Here is a 20816-nt window from a genome sequence, read left to right on the forward strand (position 1 = left end):
ACGAGGGCGTATCTCCCTCGTGGCCCGTCATTTCGCAACGGCCGACACCGATCGAGGTCGCCGACGGCGGTATCGGGGGCCGTCGGCGGGGCGTGCGCGAGGGTACGCTCCGCGGCGAACCCGATGCGGTGTCGGCCATCGGGAGGACGACGTCGAACGAGACGAGGGGAGACGGGCCGATGGACGCTGCCGGAGATACGGCATCGCGCAGTCGCGGAATCACCGTCGCGTCGTGGGTCACCGGTGCGCTCACCGTGGTCGGGCTGGTGTGGGCGGGGGTGAACGGTGTCGCTCTGCTCAACTCCGAGAAGGTGCAGGGGTACGTGGTGACGCGTGAACCGGTGATCGACTCCGACGACTCCGGCACCACCTATGCGATCACCGTCGTCTACACCGTCGACGGCAGGGACTACCTGCTCACGCCGTCCGGTTCGCAGTCTCCGGCGCCGGAGCGGGGCGAATCCGTCCTCGTCCACTACTCTGCGGACGACCCCTCCGACGCCGAGATCGAGGAATGCGACCCGCTGGGTCACTCCGCTGATTCTGGCGGTGTTCGCCTTCGTCTTCTTCGGCGTCTTCGCACTGGTCCGTCGAAGCGACCGCTCTCGTCGATCGCGGCTGGTCGAGGAGCAGCGGCGGTCCGACGCGCTTCGGCGGACCGGTCTGCGGGTGCAGGCCGTCGTCACGGACTACGCGGAGAGTCGGCCGGCGGGCGGTTACGGGCTCGTCGGCGTTCTGACGGCCGAGCACGACGATCCGTCGACCCGGACCGTCGACCGGTATGAACACCGGTTCGCGGTGGTGCCGACGACACCGCCCGAAATCGGGGCGCCGATCACGGTGTTCGTCGATCCGGACGACGCCGCGCACTACGTCTTCGATCTTCTGTCGGCGTAGAGAACGGTGCGAACCGCATCACCCGTCCCCCTCGGGGCGCGCCGCGATCCGAGCCGGCCCGCGTCGAAGGCGTCGTCCGACGTCGACGACCTCGAGGACCCCTGCCGCAGACCGCCCCCGCGCACGGTCGAGGACGGCGGGGCGTCGCCTTCGGCGAGCTCTGATCGCAAGCGGCCGATGCGAGATATGGCAGCCTGGTCGTCACGTGTGTTCGTGGGAGCGGCGACCGCAGGGTCGAGGGGAGTCACATCATGAAATCGGTGAAGGCGATCGTCTACGGAGTCCTGGGACTGTTCCTCACTATCGGTCTCGGTCTTCTCATCGGCGGTGTCGTCTGGGTGATGCACACCGCCGAGAACGGCGGCGACTGGATGGGGCCGGTGGTCCTGACGCTGTTCGGCCTGGGTTTCACGGTGCAGAGTGTGCGCTTCGGCCTCCTCCCCTTCCTGCGCGGGGAGAAGGAGACCGCGGCCCGGGAGCGGGCGCTCGAACAGGTGCGGCTGTACGGCACGCGGGTGGTCGCGACCGTCGACCGGGTCGCCCAGACCAGCCGGGGCTGGGAGCTGCTGGCGATCCACACCGATCCGGCGACCGGCCGGGAGGCGCACTTCGTCCACCGCTACGGTTTCGAGCCGACGAATCCGCCCGCGGTCGGTTCGCCGATCGACGTCCTCTACGACCCGGCCGATCCGTCGATCCACGTCGTCGAGGTGTACTGAGACGACTCGGGCCGAGACGGGGCCCGCCACCGTGTCCACCCGCGTCGTTCCGGTGCGGAGAGCAGGGGCGGAGAACCCGGTCGGAGTGAGCGAAGCCGGGTGTTCCGGGCCGGCGTGACCCGGATCATCGGGCTGCGCGGGTCGGGTCGTCGTCGTGCATGATGATGCGAGTTCGGCGACGATGCGGTCGAGGGGAGGACGCCATGAGGTCGGCGCAAGCGGTGGTCTACGGGGCCCTCGGACTGTTTCTCGCGATCAGCGTCGGATTCCTCGCGGGCGGCGTTCTCGCCGCGCTGGACACCGTGCGGAACGACGGCGACTGGCTCCTGCCCGGAGCCTTCCTCCTGGTGGGCGTGGGATTCCTGATCCAGACGGTGCGCTTCGGCGCGTCGATGCTGCGCGACACGACCGAACCGGACGTCCCGGAGGATCCGCACGAGTCGGTGCGGCGGAACGGGACACGACTGGTCGCGACGGTGGATCGGGTCACGCGGACCAGTCGGGGCTGGGAGCTGCTGGCGATCCACACCGATCCGGAGACCGGCCGGAAACGCCGTTTCGTACACGGCTACCGCTCCGTGCCGCGCAACGCGCCCGCGGTCGGCACGACGATCGGGGTCCGCTACGACCCGGCCGATCCCTCGGTCTACATCGTCGAAGTGGACTGAGACGACGCGCACGGCGAATGGTCGTCGCACGTCGACTCGTGACAAACTGGATGCCGACCTGTGTCGCCGACCCCGGCGCACCTTGCAAGGAGCAGTAGCCATTTCATCGTTCGCCGACACCACCTTCACCGACCCGCAGCGGATCCGGAACTTCTGCATCATCGCGCACATCGACCACGGCAAGTCGACGTTGGCCGACCGGATGCTGCAGATCACCGGCGTCGTCGCCGAACGGGACATGCGGGCGCAGTACCTCGACCGGATGGACATCGAGCGCGAACGCGGCATCACCATCAAGGCCCAGAACGTGCGGCTGCCGTGGAAGCTGAAGGACGACGACGGGGTGGAGCAGGACTATGTGATCCACCTGATCGACACGCCCGGCCACGTCGACTTCACCTACGAGGTGTCCCGGGCCCTGGAGGCCTGTGAGGGTGCGATCCTGCTGGTCGACGCCGCCCAGGGCATCGAGGCGCAGACCCTGGCGAACCTGTACCTGGCGATGGACAACGACCTCACCATCATCCCGGTGCTCAACAAGATCGACCTGCCCGCCGCCGACCCGGACCGGTACGCCGCCGAGATCGCACACATCATCGGCTGCGAACCCGAGGACGTGCTGCGCGTGTCCGGCAAGACCGGCGAGGGCGTGCCCGCGCTGCTCGACGAGGCCATCCGCCAGATCCCGGCCCCCGTCGGCGACCCCGACGCCCCCGCCCGCGCGATGATCTTCGACTCCGTCTACGACACCTACCGCGGCGTCGTGACCTACGTCCGCGTGGTCGACGGCAGGATCGTGCCGCGCGAGAAGATCGCCATGATGTCGACCGGCGCCACCCACGAACTCCTCGAAGTGGGCATCGTCTCGCCGGAACCGAAGGCCAGCAAGGGCCTCGGCGTCGGCGAGGTGGGCTACCTCATCACCGGGGTGAAGGACGTCCGCCAGTCGAAGGTCGGCGACACCGTCACCACGGCGAAGGGCGGCGCCTCCGAGGCGCTCACCGGCTACCGGGAACCGCGGCCCATGGTCTACTCGGGCCTGTACCCGGTCGACGGCTCCGACTACCCGGTGCTCCGCGAAGCCCTGGAGAAACTGCAGCTCAACGACGCCGCCCTGACCTACGAGCCGGAGACCTCCGTGGCCCTCGGCTTCGGCTTCCGCTGCGGCTTCCTCGGCCTGCTCCACATGGAGATCACCCGCGAGCGGCTGGAACGCGAATTCGGCCTCGACCTGATCTCCACCGCCCCCAACGTGGTCTACCGCGTGGTGATGGACGACGGCGCCGAACACGTCGTCACCAACCCGTCGGACTGGCCCGAGGGCAAGACCAAGAACATCTACGAGCCGATCGTGAAGACCACGATCATCGCGCCCAGCGAGTTCATCGGCGCCATCATGGAACTGTGCCAGTCGCGGCGCGGCGAGATGGGCGGCATGGACTACCTGTCCGAGACGCGCGTCGAGATGCGGTACACGCTGCCGATGGCCGAGATCATCTTCGACTTCTTCGACGCCCTCAAGTCGCGCACCCGCGGCTACGCCTCCCTCGACTACGAGGAGGCCGGCGAGCAGGAGGCCGATCTGGTGAAGGTCGACATCCTGCTGCAGGGCGAGGCCGTCGACGCGTTCAGCGCCATCGTGCACAAGGACTCCGCCTACGCCTACGGCAACCGGATGGCGCTCAAACTCAAGGACCTGATCCCGCGTCAGCAGTTCGAGGTGCCCATCCAGGCCGCCATCGGCTCCAAGGTGATCGCCCGCGAGAACATCCGCGCCATCCGCAAGGACGTGCTCGCCAAGTGCTACGGCGGCGACATCAGCCGTAAGCGCAAACTGCTGGAGAAGCAGAAGGAGGGCAAGAAGCGGATGAAGACGATCGGTCGGGTCGACGTCCCGCAGGAGGCCTTCGTCGCGGCGCTCTCCAACGACGCGGTCGGAGACAAGCCCAAGAAGTAGGTCGCGCCTCCGCGGGGACGGCGTGCCTCCGCGGGTGTGAGCGGGCGGTCCGGACGCCATCGGTCGTCGGCAGTCCTCGGCACGTCCGAAGAGAGCGCGCCGGTCGCGAGAATCTGCGGAGGGCTCCTCCTCGATGGCGTCCGGACCGCCCTCACATCGTCGGAGCGGGCGCTTGCGGTACGCCGGAGCGGGGAGTCACTCGCCTCGGGCCAGGCGGCGCATCACCTGTTGCCAGGTGGCGATCTCGGTCTCGGTCAGGCCGTCGAAGGCGGTGGAGAGCAGGTCCATCTGGACCGAGGTCAGGCGTGCTTCGAGAGCGTGGCCGGCGGGGGTGAGGGTCAGGCGGCGGACGCGGCGGTCGGCGGCGTCGTGGGTGAGGGCGATCAGGCCCCGCTCGTCGAGGTCTTTGAGGGGGCGGTGAACCGCCTGTTTGCTCACTTCGAGGACGCCCAGCAGCTCGCCCACGGACAGGCCGGGGTCGCGGCCGACGAAATGCAGGATGCGGTGGTGGGTGCGGCCGAGGCCCAGTTCGGAGAGCAGCCGGTCGGGCAGCGCGGTGAAGGTGCGATAGCCGAAGTACAGGTCCTCGATCGCTCCGCGCAGCAGATCCCGGCGATCTTGGTCAATCATGTTGACCTACCTCTCGATGTCGGCCACGCTAAGGGTCAATATTATTGACCTATCTGAGGTGTGTGCATGTTCTCCCAGCGTATCGACGGGCTTCGGCCGTCTCCCATCAGAGCCGTTCTGGGCGTCGTCGACCGGCCCGGCATGGTGTCGTTCGCCGGTGGACTGCCCGCCACCGCGCTGCTGCCGGAGTGGTCGGGGTCGGTCGACGCCGAGCAGATGCAGTACGGCCCGAGCGAGGGCGAGCCCGCGCTGCGGGCGCTGGTGTCCGATCGGCTGCGGGCGCTGGGGATCGACGCGCCGACCGAGCGGGTGATGATCCTCAGCGGCAGCTAGCAGGGGATCGACCTGGTGACCAAACTCGTCGTCGACCCCGGCACGAGGGTCGCCGTCGAGTCCCCGACCTATCTGGCCGCACTGCAGGTCTTCCGCTTCTACGGGGCGCGCTTCGTCCCGCTCGATGTGGCGGCCGACGCGGCGCTGACCTACGTGGTCCCGACCTTCGCCAACCCCACCGGCGCCTGCCTGGACACCGGGCGGCGGGACGAGCTCGCCGCGGCCTGCCTGGCCTCCGGCTCGATCCTCTTCGAAGACGATCCGTATCGGGAACTCGCCTACGACGACGTGGACCGCACCCCGATCGCCGCCCGGACGGCTGGCGGCGACTGGGTGTATCAGGGTTCGTTCTCGAAGACCTTCGCACCGGGACTGCGGATCGGCTTCCTCGCCGCGTCGGAGAGTCTGTTCGGCTCGCTGATGATGCTCAAGCAGGCCGTCGACCTGCACAGTTCCCGGCTGTCCCAGCGCATCGTCTACGACGAGGCGAGCGCGCCCGGATGGGATGCCCGGCTGTCGGGGCTGGCGTCGTTCTACCGCGAGCGCCGGGACGCCTTCGAGGTGCTGCTGCATCGCCACCTGGGCGACCTCGCCTCCTGGCAGACCCCGAGCGGCGGGCTCTTCCACTGGCTCCGACTGCACCGGGCCGTCGACACCCGGACGCTGCTCGACGAGGCGATCGCCCGCGGCGTCGCCTTCATGCCGGGCGAGGAGTTCTATCCGAACGAGCCCGAGCGGGGCACGCTCCGACTCAACTTCAGTCACGCGGATTCCGTCGCCGCGGACCGCGGTCTGGCGATCCTCGCGGAGGTGCTGCGCGAGGCGGGCGAAGAGGCTCTCATGGCACGGTCCAGCGTCTAAGCTGACGTCAGATCGTTGCGGCCGGACCCGTGTCGCAGAAGGACAAGGAGCACGGAATGCGTACCAGGATCGCCGGTGGAATCGCCGCTGCGGCATTGACTCTCACCGCTCTCACCGGCTGCAGTTTCGGTAAGTCGATCGACAAGGCCGAACTGGAGACCCAGACGCAGAAGGCGTTGCAGCCCCAGTTCAGCCTGCCGATCACGGTGCAGTGCAAGGGCGACCTGAAGGCGGAGGAGGGCGCCACGCAGGAATGCGCACTCGAAGGCGCCAGCGAATGGCAGCTCGTCACCGTCACCGCGACCGGCGACGACGGCACGTTCAACGCCAAGGCGGTACCGGGCGTCGTCGACAAGCCCTCCTGGGCGAAGTAGCGCCTTCGGGGATCGGGTCCCGATCCATTCGACTGTCGCCATGGGGTTCGTGGCGGCACGGCATCGGCTCGGATGCCGTGGCACAGTGGACGGCGATGAGCGCTGAGAACATGAACCCCGTCCTGGCCGATTCCGGACTCCCGTACGGGCTCCCGGATTTCGCCGCGATCTCCGACGACGATTTCCTGCCCGCGTACGACGTCGCCCTGCCCGAGCACCTCGCCGAAGTGGAGGCGATCGCCTCGAATCCGGAGCCGCCGACCTTCGCCAACACCGTCGCGGCGCTGGAGGCGTCCGGGCGGGCGCTGGCCAGGGCGAACGGCGTCTTCTTCAATCTGGAAGGCGCCGACAGCACTCCGCGGCGCGCCGAGATCGCCCAGGAACTGGCCGTGCGGCTGACCGAGCACGCGAACTCCATCGGCATGAACCCGCGACTGTTCGCGCGGATCGCCGACCTGCACGACCGGATCGACGAACTCGGGCTCACCCGGCCGCAGCGCCGGCTCCTGCAGCAGCGATACCGGAGTGCGGTGCGCGCCGGAGCCGGGCTCGACGACGCCGGTCAGGCGCAGATGCGGGAGATCTCCGCGCGCCTGGCGACGCTCACCACCGAGTTCTCCCAGTTCCTGCTCGACGACACCAACGCCTCCGCGGTGCCCGTGCTCGACGTCGCCGAACTCGACGGACTGTCCGACGGCGAGATCGCGGCGGCCCGGCGCGCGGCCGAGGACGACGGCCGCGAGGGCCACCTGATCGCGCTGGAGCTGCCGACCAGCCAGTCGTCGGTGGCCAAGCTGACCGATCGCGCGGTGCGACGACGGGTCTTCGAGGCGTCGGTGAACCGGTGCGCGCGGCGGCGACGCCGACACCCGGGCGATGATCCTGGAGATCGTCGAACTCCGGGCCCGTCGCGCCCGGCTGCTCGGATACGCCGACCACGCCGAGTACGTGATCGCCGAGGAGACCGCGCCGGACCCGGCCGCGGTGGATGCGCTGCTCCGCGAGCTGGGGGCCGCGGCGATGGCCGCGGTGGAGGTCGAGCTGGCGCGTTCGGCGGAGACTTTCGGCGGACCGCTGGAACCGTGGGACGTGACGTACGCGTCGGCCGGCGGGAGCCTGTCGGCCGGCGGGGCGGTCTCGCCGGAGAAGCCGGTCGAGCCGAGCCGAGACCGCTCCCCGCTGGAGGAGTTCGAGCAGTACTGCGAACTCGACACCGTCCTGCGCGACGGCGTGTTCGCCGCCGCCGCCGAACTGTACGGACTCACCTTCACCGAACGCCCGGACCTGCGGGGATACCACTCGGACGTGCGGGTGTGGGAGGTGGCTTCGACACGGGCTCCTGCGTCGCCCGGCTCAGCCGGCGGAGGGGACACGGCCGAGGGCGCGGGTGCCTTCGGCGGAGAGAGCGCCGTCGGCGGGCAGGAGACGGGCCGGGGGATCGGGCTGTTCCTCGGCGACTTCTACGCGCGCCCGTCCAAGCGGGGCGGCGCGTGGATGAACAACGTCGTCGACCAGTCGTCGCAGCTGGGCACCCGGCCGGTGATCGTGAACGTGCTGAACCTGACCGAGCCGGAGCCGGGCGCACCGTGTCTGCTCTCGCGGGACCAGCTGACCACGCTCTTCCACGAGTTCGGGCACGCGCTGCACGGGCTGCTGTCGACGGTGGAGTTCGGGTCGCAGTCGGGCACGTCGGTGCCGCGCGACTTCGTCGAGTTCCCCTCCCAGGTGAACGAGATGTGGGCGTTGCACCCCGACGTCGTCCTCCGGTACGCCCGGCACTGGAAGACGGGGGAGCCGGCGCCCGCCGAGCTGATCGCCGCGGTGCGGGAGGCCGATGACGTCGAGTCGGCGCACGGCACCGTCGAATACCTGGCCGCGGCGGCCCTGGATCTGGCGTGGCATCGGCTCACCCCGGAGACGATCCCGGACGACGTGCTCGCCTTCGAGTCGGCGGCGCTCACCGCTGCGGGGCTGGCGCATCCGCTGATCCCGCCGCGCTACCGGAGCACCTACTTCAACCATGTGTTCGGCGGCGGCTACTCGTCGGCGTACTACTCGTACATCTGGTCGGAGATCCTCGACGCGGAGACCGAGCAGTGGTTCCTGCGCGGCGGCGGTCTGCGGCGCGACCTGGGGCAGGCGTTCGCCGACGCGGTGCTCTCCCGCGGTGACAGCGTCGATCCGGTGGCCGCGCACGCGGAGATGCTGGGTCGCGCGGCGGAGATCACTCCGCTGCTGCGTCGGCGCGGGCTCGTCGTGACCGAGGGGTAGCCTGGCAGTCGGACGCCGGGAGCAGGCGAGCGGGTCCGGTGTCGATCAGACGCCGGGGAGTCGGTGAGCGGGTCCGGTGTCGATGAGACGCCGGGAACACGGCGAGCGGGTCCTATCAGGTAAAAGTCAGCGTGAGAATAAGTGATCGCCGGACCGGGAGGTGCCGATGGGCGGGATTCTGTCGTGGTGGGACTCCGTGGAGGAGTGGCTCACCGCACTGCCCTTCGTACCGCAGCTGCTGGTGACCCTGGTGGTGCTCGTACCCCTCGCCACGGGTGTCGCCTGGGTGGTGAACTTCCTGGTCGGGTGGGTTTTCTCGCTGTTCGATCGCCGGGAGGTCGGCGACGATCACGGAGTAGGGATCTGAGGCATGTTCCGTTCGAAAGTGACCTGGGCGCTGATCGCGCTCCTCATCCTCGTGCTGGTCGCCTGGCTGGTGACCCGCTAGCACACCGCGGCGGGCGTGGAGAACCGTCGCGGCGACGGGCACTGCGAGCGTTGAGCGGGCCGTCGCGGCGTTGCTAGCTTTCTCACGTGCAACCGAACCGACCTCTCCGTCCCGCAGCCGCCCGGCGCGGCCTGCTGGCACTGACGCTCACGGCGGTGCTCGCACTGGTCACCGCCTGCGGGGGCGGCTCGACCGACGAACCCGGCGGCCGTGACATCTCCTCGGGCGACCGGCGACTGAACCTCGTGGCGTACGCCGTGCCGAAACCCGGTTACGACGTCCTGATCCCCGCGTTCCGGGACACCCCGGAGGGTCGGGGGATCGGCTTCTCGCAGTCGTACGGCGCGTCGGGCGACCAGTCCCGCAAGGTGGCCCGCGGGCTGCCCACCGACGTCGTGAACTTCTCCGTCGCCCCGGACGTCACCCGCCTGGTGAAGGCCGGGGTGGTCGACGACGACTGGGAGTCGCAGGCCCCGAACCGGTCGGTGCCGTTCGGCTCGGTGGTGGCCTTCGTGGTGCGCGAGGGCAACCCGAAGAACATCCGGACCTGGGCCGACCTGCTCAAACCCGGGATCACCGTGGTGACCCCGAACCCCGGCAGCTCGGGTTCGGCGAAGTGGAACCTGCTCGCGCCGTATGCGGCCGAGAGCGCCGGCGGCAAGGATCCCGAGGCCGGTCTGGCCTATGTGCGGAAGCTGGTGCGCGATCACGTGCGGGTGCTTCCGAAGTCCGGGCGCGAGGCCACCTCCGCCTTCGAACAGGGGCAGGGCGACGTGCTGATCAGCTACGAGAACGAGGCGATCATGCTCGAGCGCCACAACGACACCGCACGGGCCAACCAGCGCGTCGACTACGTCGTGCCCGCGCAGACCTTCAAGATCGAGAACCCGGTCGCGATCGTGAACACGAGTGAGGACAGGTCCGCGGCGAAGAGCTTCGTGGACTACCTGTTCACCCCGCCGGCGCAGCGACTGTGGGCCGAGTCCGGGTTCCGGCCGGTGCTGCCGGAGGTCGCCGCCGCGACGGCGGACCTGTTCCCGGGCCGGATCGACCGGCTGTGGACCGTCGACGACCTCGGCGGCTGGGACACGGTCGACAAGGAACTGTTCGGCAAGTCCGGTGCGATCACCGCGATCTACGACGAGGAGGCGGGCAAGTGACGACCGTCGACCAGGCTCCCCCCGAGAGCGGACGGCGCTGGCGCGCCGACAACCCGCTGACCCTGGGCGTGGCCGCGCTGTGGCTCACCGTGATCGTGCTGCTGCCGCTCGCGGCGATCACCTCGTCCGCGTTCGACGACGGGTGGTCCGGCTTCTGGGGCGCGATCACCGCCTCCGGCGCCCTCGACACCCTGCGGATCACGGTGGTCATGTCGCTGGTGGTCGCGGTGATCAACGTCGTCTTCGGCACCGTGATCGCCTGGGTCCTGGTGCGCGACGACTTCCCGGGCAAGGGCGTCGTCAACGCGATCATCGACCTGCCGTTCGCGCTGCCGACCATCGTCGCCTCACTGGTGCTGCTGGCCCTCTACGGCCCCAACAGCCCGATCGACGTGCACCTGGCCGCGACCGAGCCGGGCGTCATCATGGCACTGACCTTCGTCACGCTGCCCTTCGTGGTGCGGCAGGTGCAGCCGGTGCTGATGGAGCTCGACCGCGACGTCGAGGAGGCCGCGTCGGTGCTCGGCGCGCGCAACTCGACCATCTTCCTGCGGATCGTGCTGCCGGCCCTGATCCCGTCGATCCTCACCGGTGCGGGCCTGGCCTTCACCCGGGCGATCGGCGAGTTCGGCTCCGTCGTGCTGATCGGCGGCAACATCCCGGGGCACACCCAGGTCGCCTCGCAGTACATCCAGCAGCAGATCGAGATCGACGAGCCGGTCGACGCCTCGGCCGTCTCCGTGGTCCTGCTGGTGATCGCCTTCGTCGTGCTCCTGGTGCTGCGCGTCGCCGGCCGCTACCAGCAGCGCCGTGAGGAGGCTTCGGCATGATCGTCTCGAAGGGAGCCAGGTACGGACTGCGGACCGTCGCCCTGGTCTATCTGTTCATCCTGCTGGTGGTGCCGGTCGGGCTGATCTTCTACCGCGCGCTGGAACCCGGTCTGGGACAGTTCTGGGAGTGGATCACCACCCCGGCGGCCGTCTCCGCGCTGCAGCTGTCGCTGCTCATCGTGGTGATCGTGGTGCCGTTGAACGTGGTGTTCGGCGTGCTCACCGCGCTGGCGCTGGCCCGCGGCCGGTTCCGCGGCCGGGGCCTGATGCAGGCCGTCGTGGACCTGCCGTTCGCGGTGTCGCCGGTGGTCGCCGGCGTCGCGCTGATCGCGCTGTGGGGCAGCCACGGCTGGTTCGGCGGCGTCGAGTCGCTCGGCTTCCGGGTGATCTTCGGGGTGCCCGGCATGGTGCTGGCCACGATCTTCGTGACGCTGCCGTTCGTGGTGCGCGAGGTGGAGCCGGTGCTGCACGAGATCGGCACCGAGCAGGAGGAGGCCGCGGCCACCCTGGGCGCCAGCGCCTGGCAGACGTTCTGGAAGATCACCCTCCCGGCCATCCGGTGGGGTCTGACCTACGGCATCGTGCTGACCGTCGCGCGGTCGCTCGGCGAGTACGGCGCGGTGACCATGGTGTCGTCGAACATGCCGGGCGTCTCGCAGACGCTGACGCTGCTGGTCCACTCGCGCTACACCGACGACTACAACGAGTACGGCGCCTACGCGGCCGCCACCCTGCTCATGCTGGTGGCCGTCGCCGTGCTGGTCGCCATGACCCTGATCGAACGCCGCGCCCGCGGCAAGGTGGCCGACGCGAGCATTGTCACGGCGTCCGAGCCCGCGCGGCCCGCCGACGAGCGCGTCGCCGCCGCTCCGTCCGAATCCCACTCGCCCGCCGAGGAGAAGTAACCGTGTCCATCTCAGTCATCGGCGCCAACAAGCGCTACGGCGACTTCGCCGCCCTCGACGACGTCTCCATCGACATCCCGGAGGGGTCGCTCACCTCGCTGCTCGGGCCGTCGGGCTCGGGCAAGTCGACGCTGCTCCGGGCGATCGCCGGCCTGGACACCCTCGACTCCGGCACCGTCGTGATCAACGGCCGCGACGTGTCGAAGGCGTCGCCGCAGAACCGCGACATCGGATTCGTGTTCCAGCACTACGCGGCGTTCAAGCACATGACGGTGCGGGAGAACATCGCCTTCGGCCTCAAGATCCGCAAGCGGCCCAAGGCGGAGATCGACAAGAAGGTGAACGAGCTGCTGGAGATCGTCGGCCTGGAGGTGTTCCAGAAGCGGTATCCCTCGCAGCTGTCCGGCGGTCAGCGGCAGCGCATGGCGCTGGCCCGCGCGCTCGCCGTCGACCCGCAGGTGCTGCTGCTCGACGAGCCGTTCGGCGCCCTGGACGCCAAGGTGCGCGACGACCTGCGCCGCTGGCTGCGGCAGCTGCACGAGGAGGTCCACGTGACCACCGTGCTGGTGACGCACGACCAGCAGGAGGCCCTGGACGTCTCCGACCGGATCGCGGTGCTCAACAAGGGCCGGATCGAGCAGATCGGCACCCCGGACGACCTCTACGACCGTCCGGAGAACGTGTTCGTGGCGTCGTTCCTCGGGTCGGTGTCGCGGCTCAACGGGCAGCTGGTGCGCCCGCACGACATCCGGATCGGCCGCACCCCGGAGATGACGTTCCCGCCCGCCGACGCCGACCTGGACACCGGGGTGGTGCGGGCGACGGTCAACCGTGTGGTGAACCTCGGTTTCGAGACCCGCGTGGAGCTCACCGCGGCCACCACCGGGGAGGAGTTCATCGCGCAGATCACCCGCGGCGACCAGAACGCGCTGGAGTTGGCCGCGGGCCAGACGGTGTACGCGCGGGCGACGGCGGTGCCGCAGCTCCGGGCGGAGTAGGGGGTCGCCCGGCCGGTGCGGTCGAGATGTGCAGAAATCCGGGGGTGCCGACGGCGATATGTCGGAGGCACCCCCGGATTTCTGCACATTCTGATCGTTCGGGTGCCGCGTGACGGTCAGCGGGAGACCGCGAGCACGACGCGTTCGCCCGGGCGGCGGGTGAAGACCGCAGGTGCGGATGCCACGGCGCCGGTGCCGGGTGCGGTGCCCGGTGATGCTCGACGGATGGTGCGGGTTCGCCGCGGTCTCCTCTTCCGCGCTGCTCGACGGGTCGACCGGGCATACGCCGATGCCGCCGTTCGTCGCAGGGGGAGAGCTGTTCGTCGCACCGGAAAGGGCGATAGTAATGGCACGCGGTGCCGTAAAGGATAGGGTGATCTCTGACACGTCGTCGTATGAATGAGGGGGAGATCCCATGACCCGGTCCGGACTCGATACCGCGCTCACACCGCTGCGATTCCTGGAGCGCGCCGCTCAGGTGCACCCGAACAAGCTCGCGGTGATCGACGGCGGACGGCGCCTCACCTACGCCGAACTGGCCGCGGACACGATGCGGCTGGCCGGTGCGCTTCAGGCATCCGGGGTGAAGCCCGGCGACGCGGTGGCGTTCCTCGGCACCAACTCCGTCGAACTGCTGGCCGCGCACTTCGCGGTGCCGCTGGCCGGCGGGGTGCTGGTCGCGGTGAACACCCGGCTGGCCGCCGAGGAGGTGCGCTACATCTGCGATCACTCCCGATCGGTGCTGCTGCTCGGCGACGGACCGCTGCTCGCCGGGCTGGCCGGCGTGGAGTTCGCGACCGTGCGGGAGACGATCGAGGTGCCGAGCCGGGACGGCGAGTACACCGGCCCCGGCGGTGCGCTGCGCTACGACGAGCTGACGGCCCGCGGCGCCGCGGACGCGTCGTTCTCCTGGAGCGTCGACGACGAGGACGCCGTCATCTCCGTCAACTACACCTCCGGGACCACCGGCAAGCCCAAGGGCGTGATGTACACCCATCGCGGCGCCTACCTCGCCTCGCTCGGCAACGTGACGACCCAGGGTTTCACCATCGACACCAACTACCTGTGGACGCTGCCGATGTTCCACTGCAACGGCTGGTGCGGCCCGTGGGGTCTCACCGCGGTCGCGGCCACCCACGTGTGCCTGCGGGCGGTCCGCGGCGACGACATGTGGCGTCTGATCGACACCGAGGGCATCAACCGGATGTCGGGCGCCCCCACGGTGCTCACCACGCTGGCCACCGCGCCCGAGGCGCACCCGATGACCACCCCGATGGCGATCGCCGCGGCGGGCGCCCCGCCCAGCCCCACCGTCATCAAGGCGATCCGGAACCTGGGCATCGAGATCATCCACGTCTACGGGCTCACCGAGACCTACGGGCCGTACGCGGTGTGCGAGCCGGACCCGAGTTGGTCGGCCTACTCCGGCGACGAGCTCGCGGTGCTGATGGCACGCCAGGGCGTCGGCATGCTGACGGCCGAGCGGCTGCGCGTGGTCCGCACCGAGACCGTCGACGGCGCACTGGTCGACGTGGCGTCCGACGGCGTCGAGATGGGCGAGATCGTGATGACCGGCAACGTGGTGATGAAGGGTTACCTCGACGCCCCCGACCAGACGGCCGAGGCGTTCGCCGGCGGCTGGTTCCACTCCGGCGACCTCGGGGTGATGCATCCGGACGGCTACGTGCAGCTGCTCGACCGCGCCAAGGACGTGGTGATCTCCGGCGGCGAGAACATCTCCACCATCGAGGTGGAGCAGGCCGTGGTGAGTCATCCGGCGGTGCTCGACGTCGCGGTGATCGGCGTGCCCGACGAGAAGTGGGGCGAACGCCCGAAGGCCTACGTGCAGCTCGCCGAGGGCGCCGCGGCCACCGAAGCCGAGATCATCGCGCACGTGAAGAGCGCGATCGCCTCATACAAGGCGCCGCGCGAGGTGGAGTTCCTGGACGTGCTCCCGAAGACCTCGACCGGCAAGACCCGCAAGAACGAACTCCGCGACGCGGCCTGGGGCGACACCCGCACCCGGATCCGGGGCTGAGCCCGGCCGGGAGGCGCGTGCCGCCGCCGCGCCCGGATCAGACGGGCAGCTGCGCGAGCTGCGCGATCAGGTCGGCCTCGTCGACCCGGGTGCTGTGCCCGTCGGACATCACCGGGACGCCGCCGACCAGCACGGAGTCGACGACGGCCGCGCTGCCCGCGGTCAGGATCATCGCCCCCGGATCGCGGACCGGCAGGGTCGCGTAGTCGCGGTCGAACCGGATCACGGTGAGGTCGGCCGGCGCGCCGACGGTGACCCCGCCGACCACCTCGGGGATCTGCAGGGTCCGGTTCGCCCCGCCGCACGCGATGTCGAGCACTCCTCGGGGAAGCCGAGCAGGTCGGGATCGGTGTGGGTGACGCGCTGCAGGTAGGCGCCGAGCCGGAAGGCCTGGAACATGTCCTGGGTGTCGTTGCTGGCGGCGCCGTCGACGCCCAGGCCCACCGGGATCCCGTGATCGAGCATCGACGGGACGGGCGCCACGCCGCTGCCGAGCCGCATGTTGCAGACCGGATTGTAGGCGACCGAGACGCCGCGTTCGGCGAGGACCTTCTGGGCGACGTCGTCGAGCTCCACGCAGTGCACCGCGAGGAGACCCGGCCACAGGAAACCGGCCGAGTCCAGGTATTCGACGGCGCCCATGCCGGTGTGCTCGCGTGCGGTCACGTCGTCGACGTCGGTCTCGAGGAGGTGGATCATCACCGGAACGTCGTTCTCCTCGGCGTATCGGCGGACGACGGCCATGCCCTCGACCGTCAGCGATCGGAGGTTGGGCACCGCCAGCGCCAGGGAGATGGCCGAGCCTGCGGTCCGGCGTCGCAGGTCGTCGACCATGGCCAGGACCTCGTCCATCGGCGCCATCAGGGCGGGTTCGAAGCCCCAGCGTCGTGTCGCATCCGCGCGGTCGGCGATGCCGACGCCGAAGACCGTGCGGATGCCGGTGTCGGTCAGGCCGCGGACGACGGCCTGATGGATCTCCGTCGACGGCGACGGCCACATGTGCTCGACGACCGTGGTGGTCCCCGACCGCAGCAGTTCGAGGGTCGCGGACACGGTGGCGAGGTAGGCGCGCTCGGGGGTGATCCGCACCGTCTCGCGGCCGATCAGCTGAAGCCATTCGATGAGCCCGGTGTTCTCGGCCATGCCGCGCATCAGGGACTGCTGCAGGTGGGTGTGGGTGTTGACGAAACCGGGGATCACATGGCGGACCGCTTCTCCCGGTGCGGCGGCGGGCGTGATGTCGGCGACGATGCCGTCGACGATGTGGACGTCCCGGTGGGGGAGCCATTCGCCGGCGGTGAACACGGTGACGTCGGCGAGGGTCTGTGTGGCGGTCATGGATTCCGTCCTGAGGGTCTGAGTGCGGGGTGCGAGGTGCGGGGGTCGTCGCGGACGAGTGATCCCGGTGGTCTCCGGGATCACTCGTCCAGGCGGTCGGACTACTCGACGGCGATCGACGGGTCGCCGAACTGCGGGTCGAACAGCGTGGCCGGGTCGACCTTCGGATCCACCCCGGAGCCGTCCTGCGCGGCGATGGGGGCGATGTCGGCGACGAAGGCGGCCACCCGCGCGACGTCGTAGGTGCCGACCGAGCCGTTCTCGTTCGAGATCAGGCCCTTCTCCTTCATCGTCGCAGCGGCGTATTCGGCCTCGCCGAGCGTGTACGGGCTGTTGCCGGCGTCCTTGGCGACGACGTCGACGATCCGCCGATTGGTGGCTCCGGGAGAGGTGATGTAGTCGGCGCCGGCCCGCTGGATGATCGGCACCAGCTTCTTCAGGCACGGCGTCATCTCCGCGAGCTTGTCGGCGCGCACCGACACGTTCGCCGCGTACGGGTCGAAGCCGACGTCGGCGAGCATCCCGTAGCCGACCGGCTTGTTCCACGACGGCGTGTCGTGTTCGTAGGTGTACGGCTCGGACGTGACGTAGCCCTGCTGGGCGATCTTCGAGTCGGCGACGAAGCGGGCCGGGTTGCCGTCGTAGCCGGGATCGAGCTGCGACTCCTTCACCATGCCCTTGGCGACGAGCCACTTCGGGAAGATCTGCTCCTTGGAGACGACGACCGTGGTGTCGGAGTCCTTGAGGGTCTTGAGGGTGAGGCCGGGATGCGCCGCCGGATCCCACATGACGATCGCCGGATTGTGCGTCAGGAGCGGGGTGACGCCGACGACCTTCTGGCTGCCGCTCGCGGTGATGATCTGCTCGCCGTGCACCAGCCCGAGGTGCGTCGCGTCGTCGACGTACATGCGGGAGGCGACGGACTGGAAGCCGATGGCGGGGCCGCCGGCGCGCAGCTCCAGCGAGATCCCGGTGTCCTTGCCGCCGGCGACGAGGGTGCCGGTGACCGACTTCTTGTCGGTGTCGACGGTGTAGTCGTCGCCGAGCAGCTCGAACACGCCGCCCATGTCGGCCTGCGGCTGCCACTGCAACTGCACGACGAGGGTGGCCGGGCAGACGTCGGCGAGTTGCTGGGCGGCCGGTGCGGGGTCGTAGTGGACGTCGGCGCCGGTGGTCGACGAATTGCATGCAACCAGGGATCCGGCGGCCAGCAGGCCGGTGAGGCCGGCGAGTCCGGTCCGGAGGGTGCGCGAGCGGCGGCGTCCGCCGGCGGTGCGGGTGGAACGGGTGGTCATGGAGTCTCCTGGTGTGTGCCTGGTGGTCAGCCGGAATCGACGGAGACGACCGCGTCGTCGCGATGTCGTGTCGTCGGCTGGGTGACTCCACCGTCACCGAGGCCCGCGCTGCGGCGCAACCCGGGGAGGTGCATGTAACGGTTTATTTACACAAGCGAATGGGTGTTGATTACATGCAATCGACATTCTGGATGTCGATCGGGGGCACGACCCCGCCGAGATCCGGAGGTACCAGCCATGCCACCCACCCAGGTCGTCGACACCATGCAGGACGTCGACGCGAGCCACTTGACCCAGGGCACGATGGTGTCCTTCCACGACGTGTCCATGGTGTACGACACCGGCACCGTCGCCCTCGACGACGTCTCGCTGACGGTGGCCGACGGCGAGTTCGTCGCCGTCGTCGGACCGTCCGGCTGCGGCAAGTCCACCCTGCTGCGGCTGGCCGCCGGACTCGAGAGCCCGACCTCCGGTTCGGTGGCCGTCGACACCCCGTCCCGGGCCTTCATCTTCCAGGAGCCCACCCTCATGCCGTGGGAGACGGTCCGCAGGAACGCCTCGCTGCTGGTCGACCTCGCGAAGATGCCGGCCGCCGAGAAACAGCGTCGGGTCGACGCCGCCCTCGACGCGGTGGGCCTCGCCGGTTTCGCCGATCAACTGCCGCAGGCCCTGTCCGGCGGCATGCGGATGCGCGTCTCGCTGGCGCGGGCGCTCGCCGTCGAACCCGAGGTGATGCTGCTCGACGAGCCGTTCGGCGCCCTCGACGACCTCACCCGGCAGGACATGCAGATGCAACTGCTGAACCTGTACGACCGCGCCGGATTCACCGCCCTCTTCATCACCCACTCGGTGTTCGAGGCGGTGCTCCTGGCCGACCGGGTGGTGGTGATGTCGGCACGACCGGGCCGGATCGCGGCCGTCGTCGACGTCGACCTTCCGCGTCCGCGGACCGCGGACATGCGCTTCGCCCCCGAATACACCGACGCGGCCGAACACGTCGCCGGCCTGCTGGCGGGTGTGCGATGAGCCTGGCACTGAAGACGACGGGCGCCGGGCGCACCGACCCGGCCGCGCCGGCGAAGACCGGGGTGGCGAAGACCGCAACGGAGAAGACTGCAACGGAGAAGACCGAGGCGGAGAAGACCCGCCGGATCCGCCTCCTCCGCGGCCGCGCCGCGCCGCTCCTGGTGTCCGCGATCGCCCTCGCCGCGGGCGTGGTCGTCTGGTACGCCGTCTCGTACCTGGTGCTCTCGCCCCGGCGCCGCTTCCTGCTGCCGCCGCCGCACGAGGTGGTGACCGAATCGCTGGCGGTGCCCGGTCACCTTCGAGCCGATGCTGTCGGCGCTCGGTGTCACCGCGCTCGTGGCCGTGATCGGCTTCGTCCTGGCGATGGTCGTCGGCGTCGCCCTCGGCGCCCTGATGAGTCAGGCGTGGTGGCTGGAACGGTCGATCTTCCCGTACGCCGTCGCGTTGCAGGTGGTCCCGATCCTCGCGATCACCCCGCTCCTGGGGCTCTGGTTCGGCTACAGCTTCTCCTCCCGCGTCGCCGTGTGCGTCCTGATCGCGCTGTTCCCCATCATCACCAACACCCACTTCGGGTTCGCCTCGGTCGACAAGGGGCTCCGCGAACTGTTCGCCCTCGGCCACGCCTCGCGGATGCGCACCCTCGTGCGGCTGGAGCTGCCGTCGGCGATGCCGTCGATCCTGACCGGCATGCGGATCGGCGCCACCCAGGTGGTGGTCGGCGCGATCATCGGCGACATGTTCTTCGCCCAGGGCGCTCCCGGCATCGGGACGCTCATGGACACCTACCGGGCGCAGCTGCGCTCCCACGACCTCATCGCGGCCATCCTGCTCGCGGCGCTCTTCGGCATCGCGGTGTTCGCGGCCACCTCCGTCGCCGCCAAACTGGCCGTCGGCCGCCGGCACCAGCAATGACCTCCGTTCCGGAAGAGAAGGAATCCACCATGACCGAGTTCTCCATCCCCACCATCGACATCGGCCCGTACCTGACGCCCGGGGCGTCCGCGGCGACCGACGAGGACTGCGCGGCGGCGGCCCGGGCGATCGACGAGGCCTGCCGCACCGTCGGGTTCATGCAGATCGTCGGCCACGGCCTGTCCGACGATGCGATCGCCGGCCTCGCCGGAGCGATCGACGAGTTCTTCGGCCTCCCGCCGGAGACCAAGTCGCAGTACCGCAGGATCGGCGAGAACCGGGGTTACGCGCCGCCGAAGTCGGAGTCGCTCAGCATGAGCCTGGGCGTCGCCAACGCCAACATGATGAACGACTTCTACGAGTCGTTCACGATCGGCACCCACGCCTCGACCTACCCGGGCGTCGACCTGCCCGTCGACAGCTACCCGGACAACACCTGGCCGGACGCCGCGCCCGGTTTCCGGCCCGCCGTGCAGGCGTACTGGGACGAGGTGACCGCGGTGTCCCGGGTCATGCTGCGCGCGTGCGCCGAAGCCCTCGGCCTGGCGCCGGACCACTTCGAACCGCTCACCGACCACTCGATCGACGCGATGAAGATGAACAACTACGCGCTGCCGCCCGGCGCCGTCGAACTCGACGGCGACCTGACCGGCATGGGCGCCCACACCGACTTCGGCATCCTCACGCTGCTCTGGGCCGACCGGGTGGCGGGCCTGGAGGTCCTCGGCGACGACGGCGTGTGGCACCCGGTGATGCCCGCCGACGGAGCCCTCCTGATCAACCTGGGCGACGCGTTCGCCCGCTGGACCAGCGACCGCTGGAAGTCCACGCTCCACCGAGTCAACCCGCCCGTCATCGACGGCCGGATCGAACGACGACGCTCGGCGGCCTTCTTCTTCGACGGCAACCACGACGCCGTCATCGAACCGCTGCCCGGCACGCTCGCCGACGGCGCCGAGCCGTATCCGCCGATCACGGTCGGCGAGCACCTCGACGCCAAGATCGCCGGCATGAAGCGCGGCGTGGCCCCCGCCGACGCCGCGCGAGAAGCCGCCCGCGTCCTCAACGCGGGCTGAACCCGTACCGAACACCGTCCGTTTCCACCACCGCTCTCACCACCACGCCAGGAGGCACCCCTTGTCCGCAGACACCTATT

At 69.7% G+C, this 20816-nt stretch carries 19 protein-coding genes and 3 pseudogenes; 18 read left to right on the top strand and 4 right to left on the bottom strand.

All coding sequences use genetic code 11. The annotated features are described in order from the left end of the window. Positions 1-179: 179 nt before the first annotated feature. From QM809_RS10425 to lepA, 5 genes and pseudogenes are all read left to right on the top strand, one after another. Positions 180-530, top strand: a pseudogene (locus QM809_RS10425) (DUF3592 domain-containing protein); the annotation flags it as partial. Positions 531-549: 19 nt separating this feature from the next. Next, positions 550-897: a hypothetical protein gene (locus tag QM809_RS10430; RefSeq protein WP_415047142.1), complete on the top strand. Its 348-nt coding sequence runs from the start codon at positions 550-552 to the stop codon at positions 895-897. Between the two features lie 251 nt (positions 898-1148). Then, a complete protein-coding gene (locus tag QM809_RS10435; protein WP_415045708.1) occupies positions 1149-1616 on the top strand; it encodes a hypothetical protein in 468 nt (155 codons plus the stop codon). Between the two features lie 203 nt (positions 1617-1819). After that, the gene (locus tag QM809_RS10440) at positions 1820-2284 is read left to right on the top strand and encodes a hypothetical protein (protein ID WP_415045709.1); all 465 of its coding nucleotides are present in this window, start codon (positions 1820-1822) and stop codon (positions 2282-2284) included. A gap of 82 nt (positions 2285-2366) precedes the next feature. Beyond that, positions 2367-4241 carry a translation elongation factor 4 gene (lepA, locus tag QM809_RS10445; RefSeq protein ID WP_415045710.1) on the top strand — a complete coding sequence of 625 codons (1875 nt, stop codon included), beginning with the start codon at positions 2367-2369 and terminating at the stop codon, positions 4239-4241. Between the two features lie 195 nt (positions 4242-4436). Here the strand turns inward: lepA and QM809_RS10450 are convergent, their stop codons facing one another. Then, entirely contained in the window at positions 4437-4871 is a 435-nt protein-coding gene (locus tag QM809_RS10450) for a MarR family winged helix-turn-helix transcriptional regulator (RefSeq protein WP_415045711.1), read from the bottom strand. 66 nt (positions 4872-4937) lie between these two features. On the opposite strand from QM809_RS10450, the gene QM809_RS10455 reads away from it, so the two are divergent. Genes QM809_RS10455 through QM809_RS10465 form a run of 3 tightly spaced genes read left to right on the top strand, consistent with a single transcriptional unit; the run spans position 4938 to position 6439 of the window. Continuing rightward, positions 4938-5204 (top strand): hypothetical protein, encoded by a 267-nt coding sequence (locus QM809_RS10455; RefSeq protein ID WP_415045712.1) that lies wholly within the window; start codon positions 4938-4940, stop codon positions 5202-5204. A 15-nt stretch (positions 5205-5219) separates the two neighbouring features. Continuing rightward, on the top strand, positions 5220-6065 hold the full coding sequence (locus QM809_RS10460) for a PLP-dependent aminotransferase family protein (RefSeq protein ID WP_415045713.1): 846 nt from the start codon (positions 5220-5222) through the stop codon (positions 6063-6065). 56 nt (positions 6066-6121) lie between these two features. Beyond that, the gene (locus QM809_RS10465) at positions 6122-6439 is read left to right on the top strand and encodes a DUF4333 domain-containing protein (RefSeq protein WP_415045714.1); all 318 of its coding nucleotides are present in this window, start codon (positions 6122-6124) and stop codon (positions 6437-6439) included. 562 nt (positions 6440-7001) lie between these two features. On the opposite strand, the gene QM809_RS10470 is transcribed toward QM809_RS10465, so the two are convergent. Further along, positions 7002-7232, bottom strand: a complete 231-nt coding sequence (locus QM809_RS10470; RefSeq protein ID WP_415045715.1) for a hypothetical protein — start codon at positions 7230-7232, stop codon at positions 7002-7004. 83 nt (positions 7233-7315) lie between these two features. Between QM809_RS10470 and QM809_RS10475 the strand changes: the two genes are divergently transcribed. From QM809_RS10475 to QM809_RS10505, 7 genes are all read left to right on the top strand, one after another. Continuing rightward, positions 7316-8710, top strand: coding sequence for a M3 family metallopeptidase (locus QM809_RS10475; protein ID WP_415045716.1), 1395 nt, complete (start codon positions 7316-7318; stop codon positions 8708-8710). Positions 8711-8876: 166 nt separating this feature from the next. Continuing rightward, positions 8877-9077, top strand: coding sequence for a hypothetical protein (locus QM809_RS10480; protein ID WP_415045717.1), 201 nt, complete (start codon positions 8877-8879; stop codon positions 9075-9077). A 167-nt stretch (positions 9078-9244) separates the two neighbouring features. Further along, entirely contained in the window at positions 9245-10318 is a 1074-nt protein-coding gene (locus QM809_RS10485; protein WP_415045718.1) for a sulfate ABC transporter substrate-binding protein, read from the top strand. After that, positions 10315-11148: a sulfate ABC transporter permease subunit CysT gene (cysT, locus tag QM809_RS10490; RefSeq protein ID WP_415045720.1), complete on the top strand. Its 834-nt coding sequence runs from the start codon at positions 10315-10317 to the stop codon at positions 11146-11148. The genes QM809_RS10485 and cysT overlap by 4 nt, the downstream gene beginning before the upstream one ends. Further along, on the top strand, positions 11145-12053 hold the full coding sequence (cysW, locus tag QM809_RS10495) for a sulfate ABC transporter permease subunit CysW (protein WP_415045721.1): 909 nt from the start codon (positions 11145-11147) through the stop codon (positions 12051-12053). Before cysT ends, cysW begins: the two co-directional genes overlap by 4 nt. Before the next feature lie 2 nt (positions 12054-12055). Further along, positions 12056-13051 carry a sulfate/molybdate ABC transporter ATP-binding protein gene (locus QM809_RS10500; RefSeq protein ID WP_415045722.1) on the top strand — a complete coding sequence of 332 codons (996 nt, stop codon included), beginning with the start codon at positions 12056-12058 and terminating at the stop codon, positions 13049-13051. A gap of 415 nt (positions 13052-13466) precedes the next feature. Continuing rightward, positions 13467-15089 carry an AMP-binding protein gene (locus QM809_RS10505; protein WP_415045723.1) on the top strand — a complete coding sequence of 541 codons (1623 nt, stop codon included), beginning with the start codon at positions 13467-13469 and terminating at the stop codon, positions 15087-15089. 37 nt (positions 15090-15126) lie between these two features. Here QM809_RS10505 and QM809_RS10510 read toward each other — a convergent pair. Further along, positions 15127-16427 (bottom strand): annotated as a pseudogene (locus tag QM809_RS10510) (amidohydrolase family protein). 101 nt (positions 16428-16528) lie between these two features. Further along, entirely contained in the window at positions 16529-17722 is a 1194-nt protein-coding gene (locus QM809_RS10515; RefSeq protein WP_415045724.1) for a nitrate ABC transporter substrate-binding protein, read from the bottom strand. A 237-nt stretch (positions 17723-17959) separates the two neighbouring features. On the opposite strand from QM809_RS10515, the gene QM809_RS10520 reads away from it, so the two are divergent. The 3 genes and pseudogenes from QM809_RS10520 to QM809_RS10530 all read left to right on the top strand — a co-directional run bounded on the left by QM809_RS10520 (position 17960) and on the right by QM809_RS10530 (position 20736). Further along, positions 17960-18748 carry an ABC transporter ATP-binding protein gene (locus QM809_RS10520; protein ID WP_415045725.1) on the top strand — a complete coding sequence of 263 codons (789 nt, stop codon included), beginning with the start codon at positions 17960-17962 and terminating at the stop codon, positions 18746-18748. Continuing rightward, a pseudogene (locus tag QM809_RS10525) lies at positions 18745-19660 on the top strand (ABC transporter permease). Before QM809_RS10520 ends, QM809_RS10525 begins: the two are co-directional and overlap by 4 nt. A gap of 29 nt (positions 19661-19689) precedes the next feature. Next, complete coding sequence (locus QM809_RS10530; RefSeq protein ID WP_415045726.1) at positions 19690-20736, top strand: isopenicillin N synthase family dioxygenase; 1047 nt, start codon at positions 19690-19692, stop codon at positions 20734-20736. The last annotated feature ends 80 nt before the right edge of the window (positions 20737-20816 follow it).

This window comes from Gordonia sp. (in: high G+C Gram-positive bacteria), assembly GCF_047600385.1.
Taxonomy (GTDB): Bacteria; Actinomycetota; Actinomycetes; order Mycobacteriales; family Mycobacteriaceae; genus Gordonia.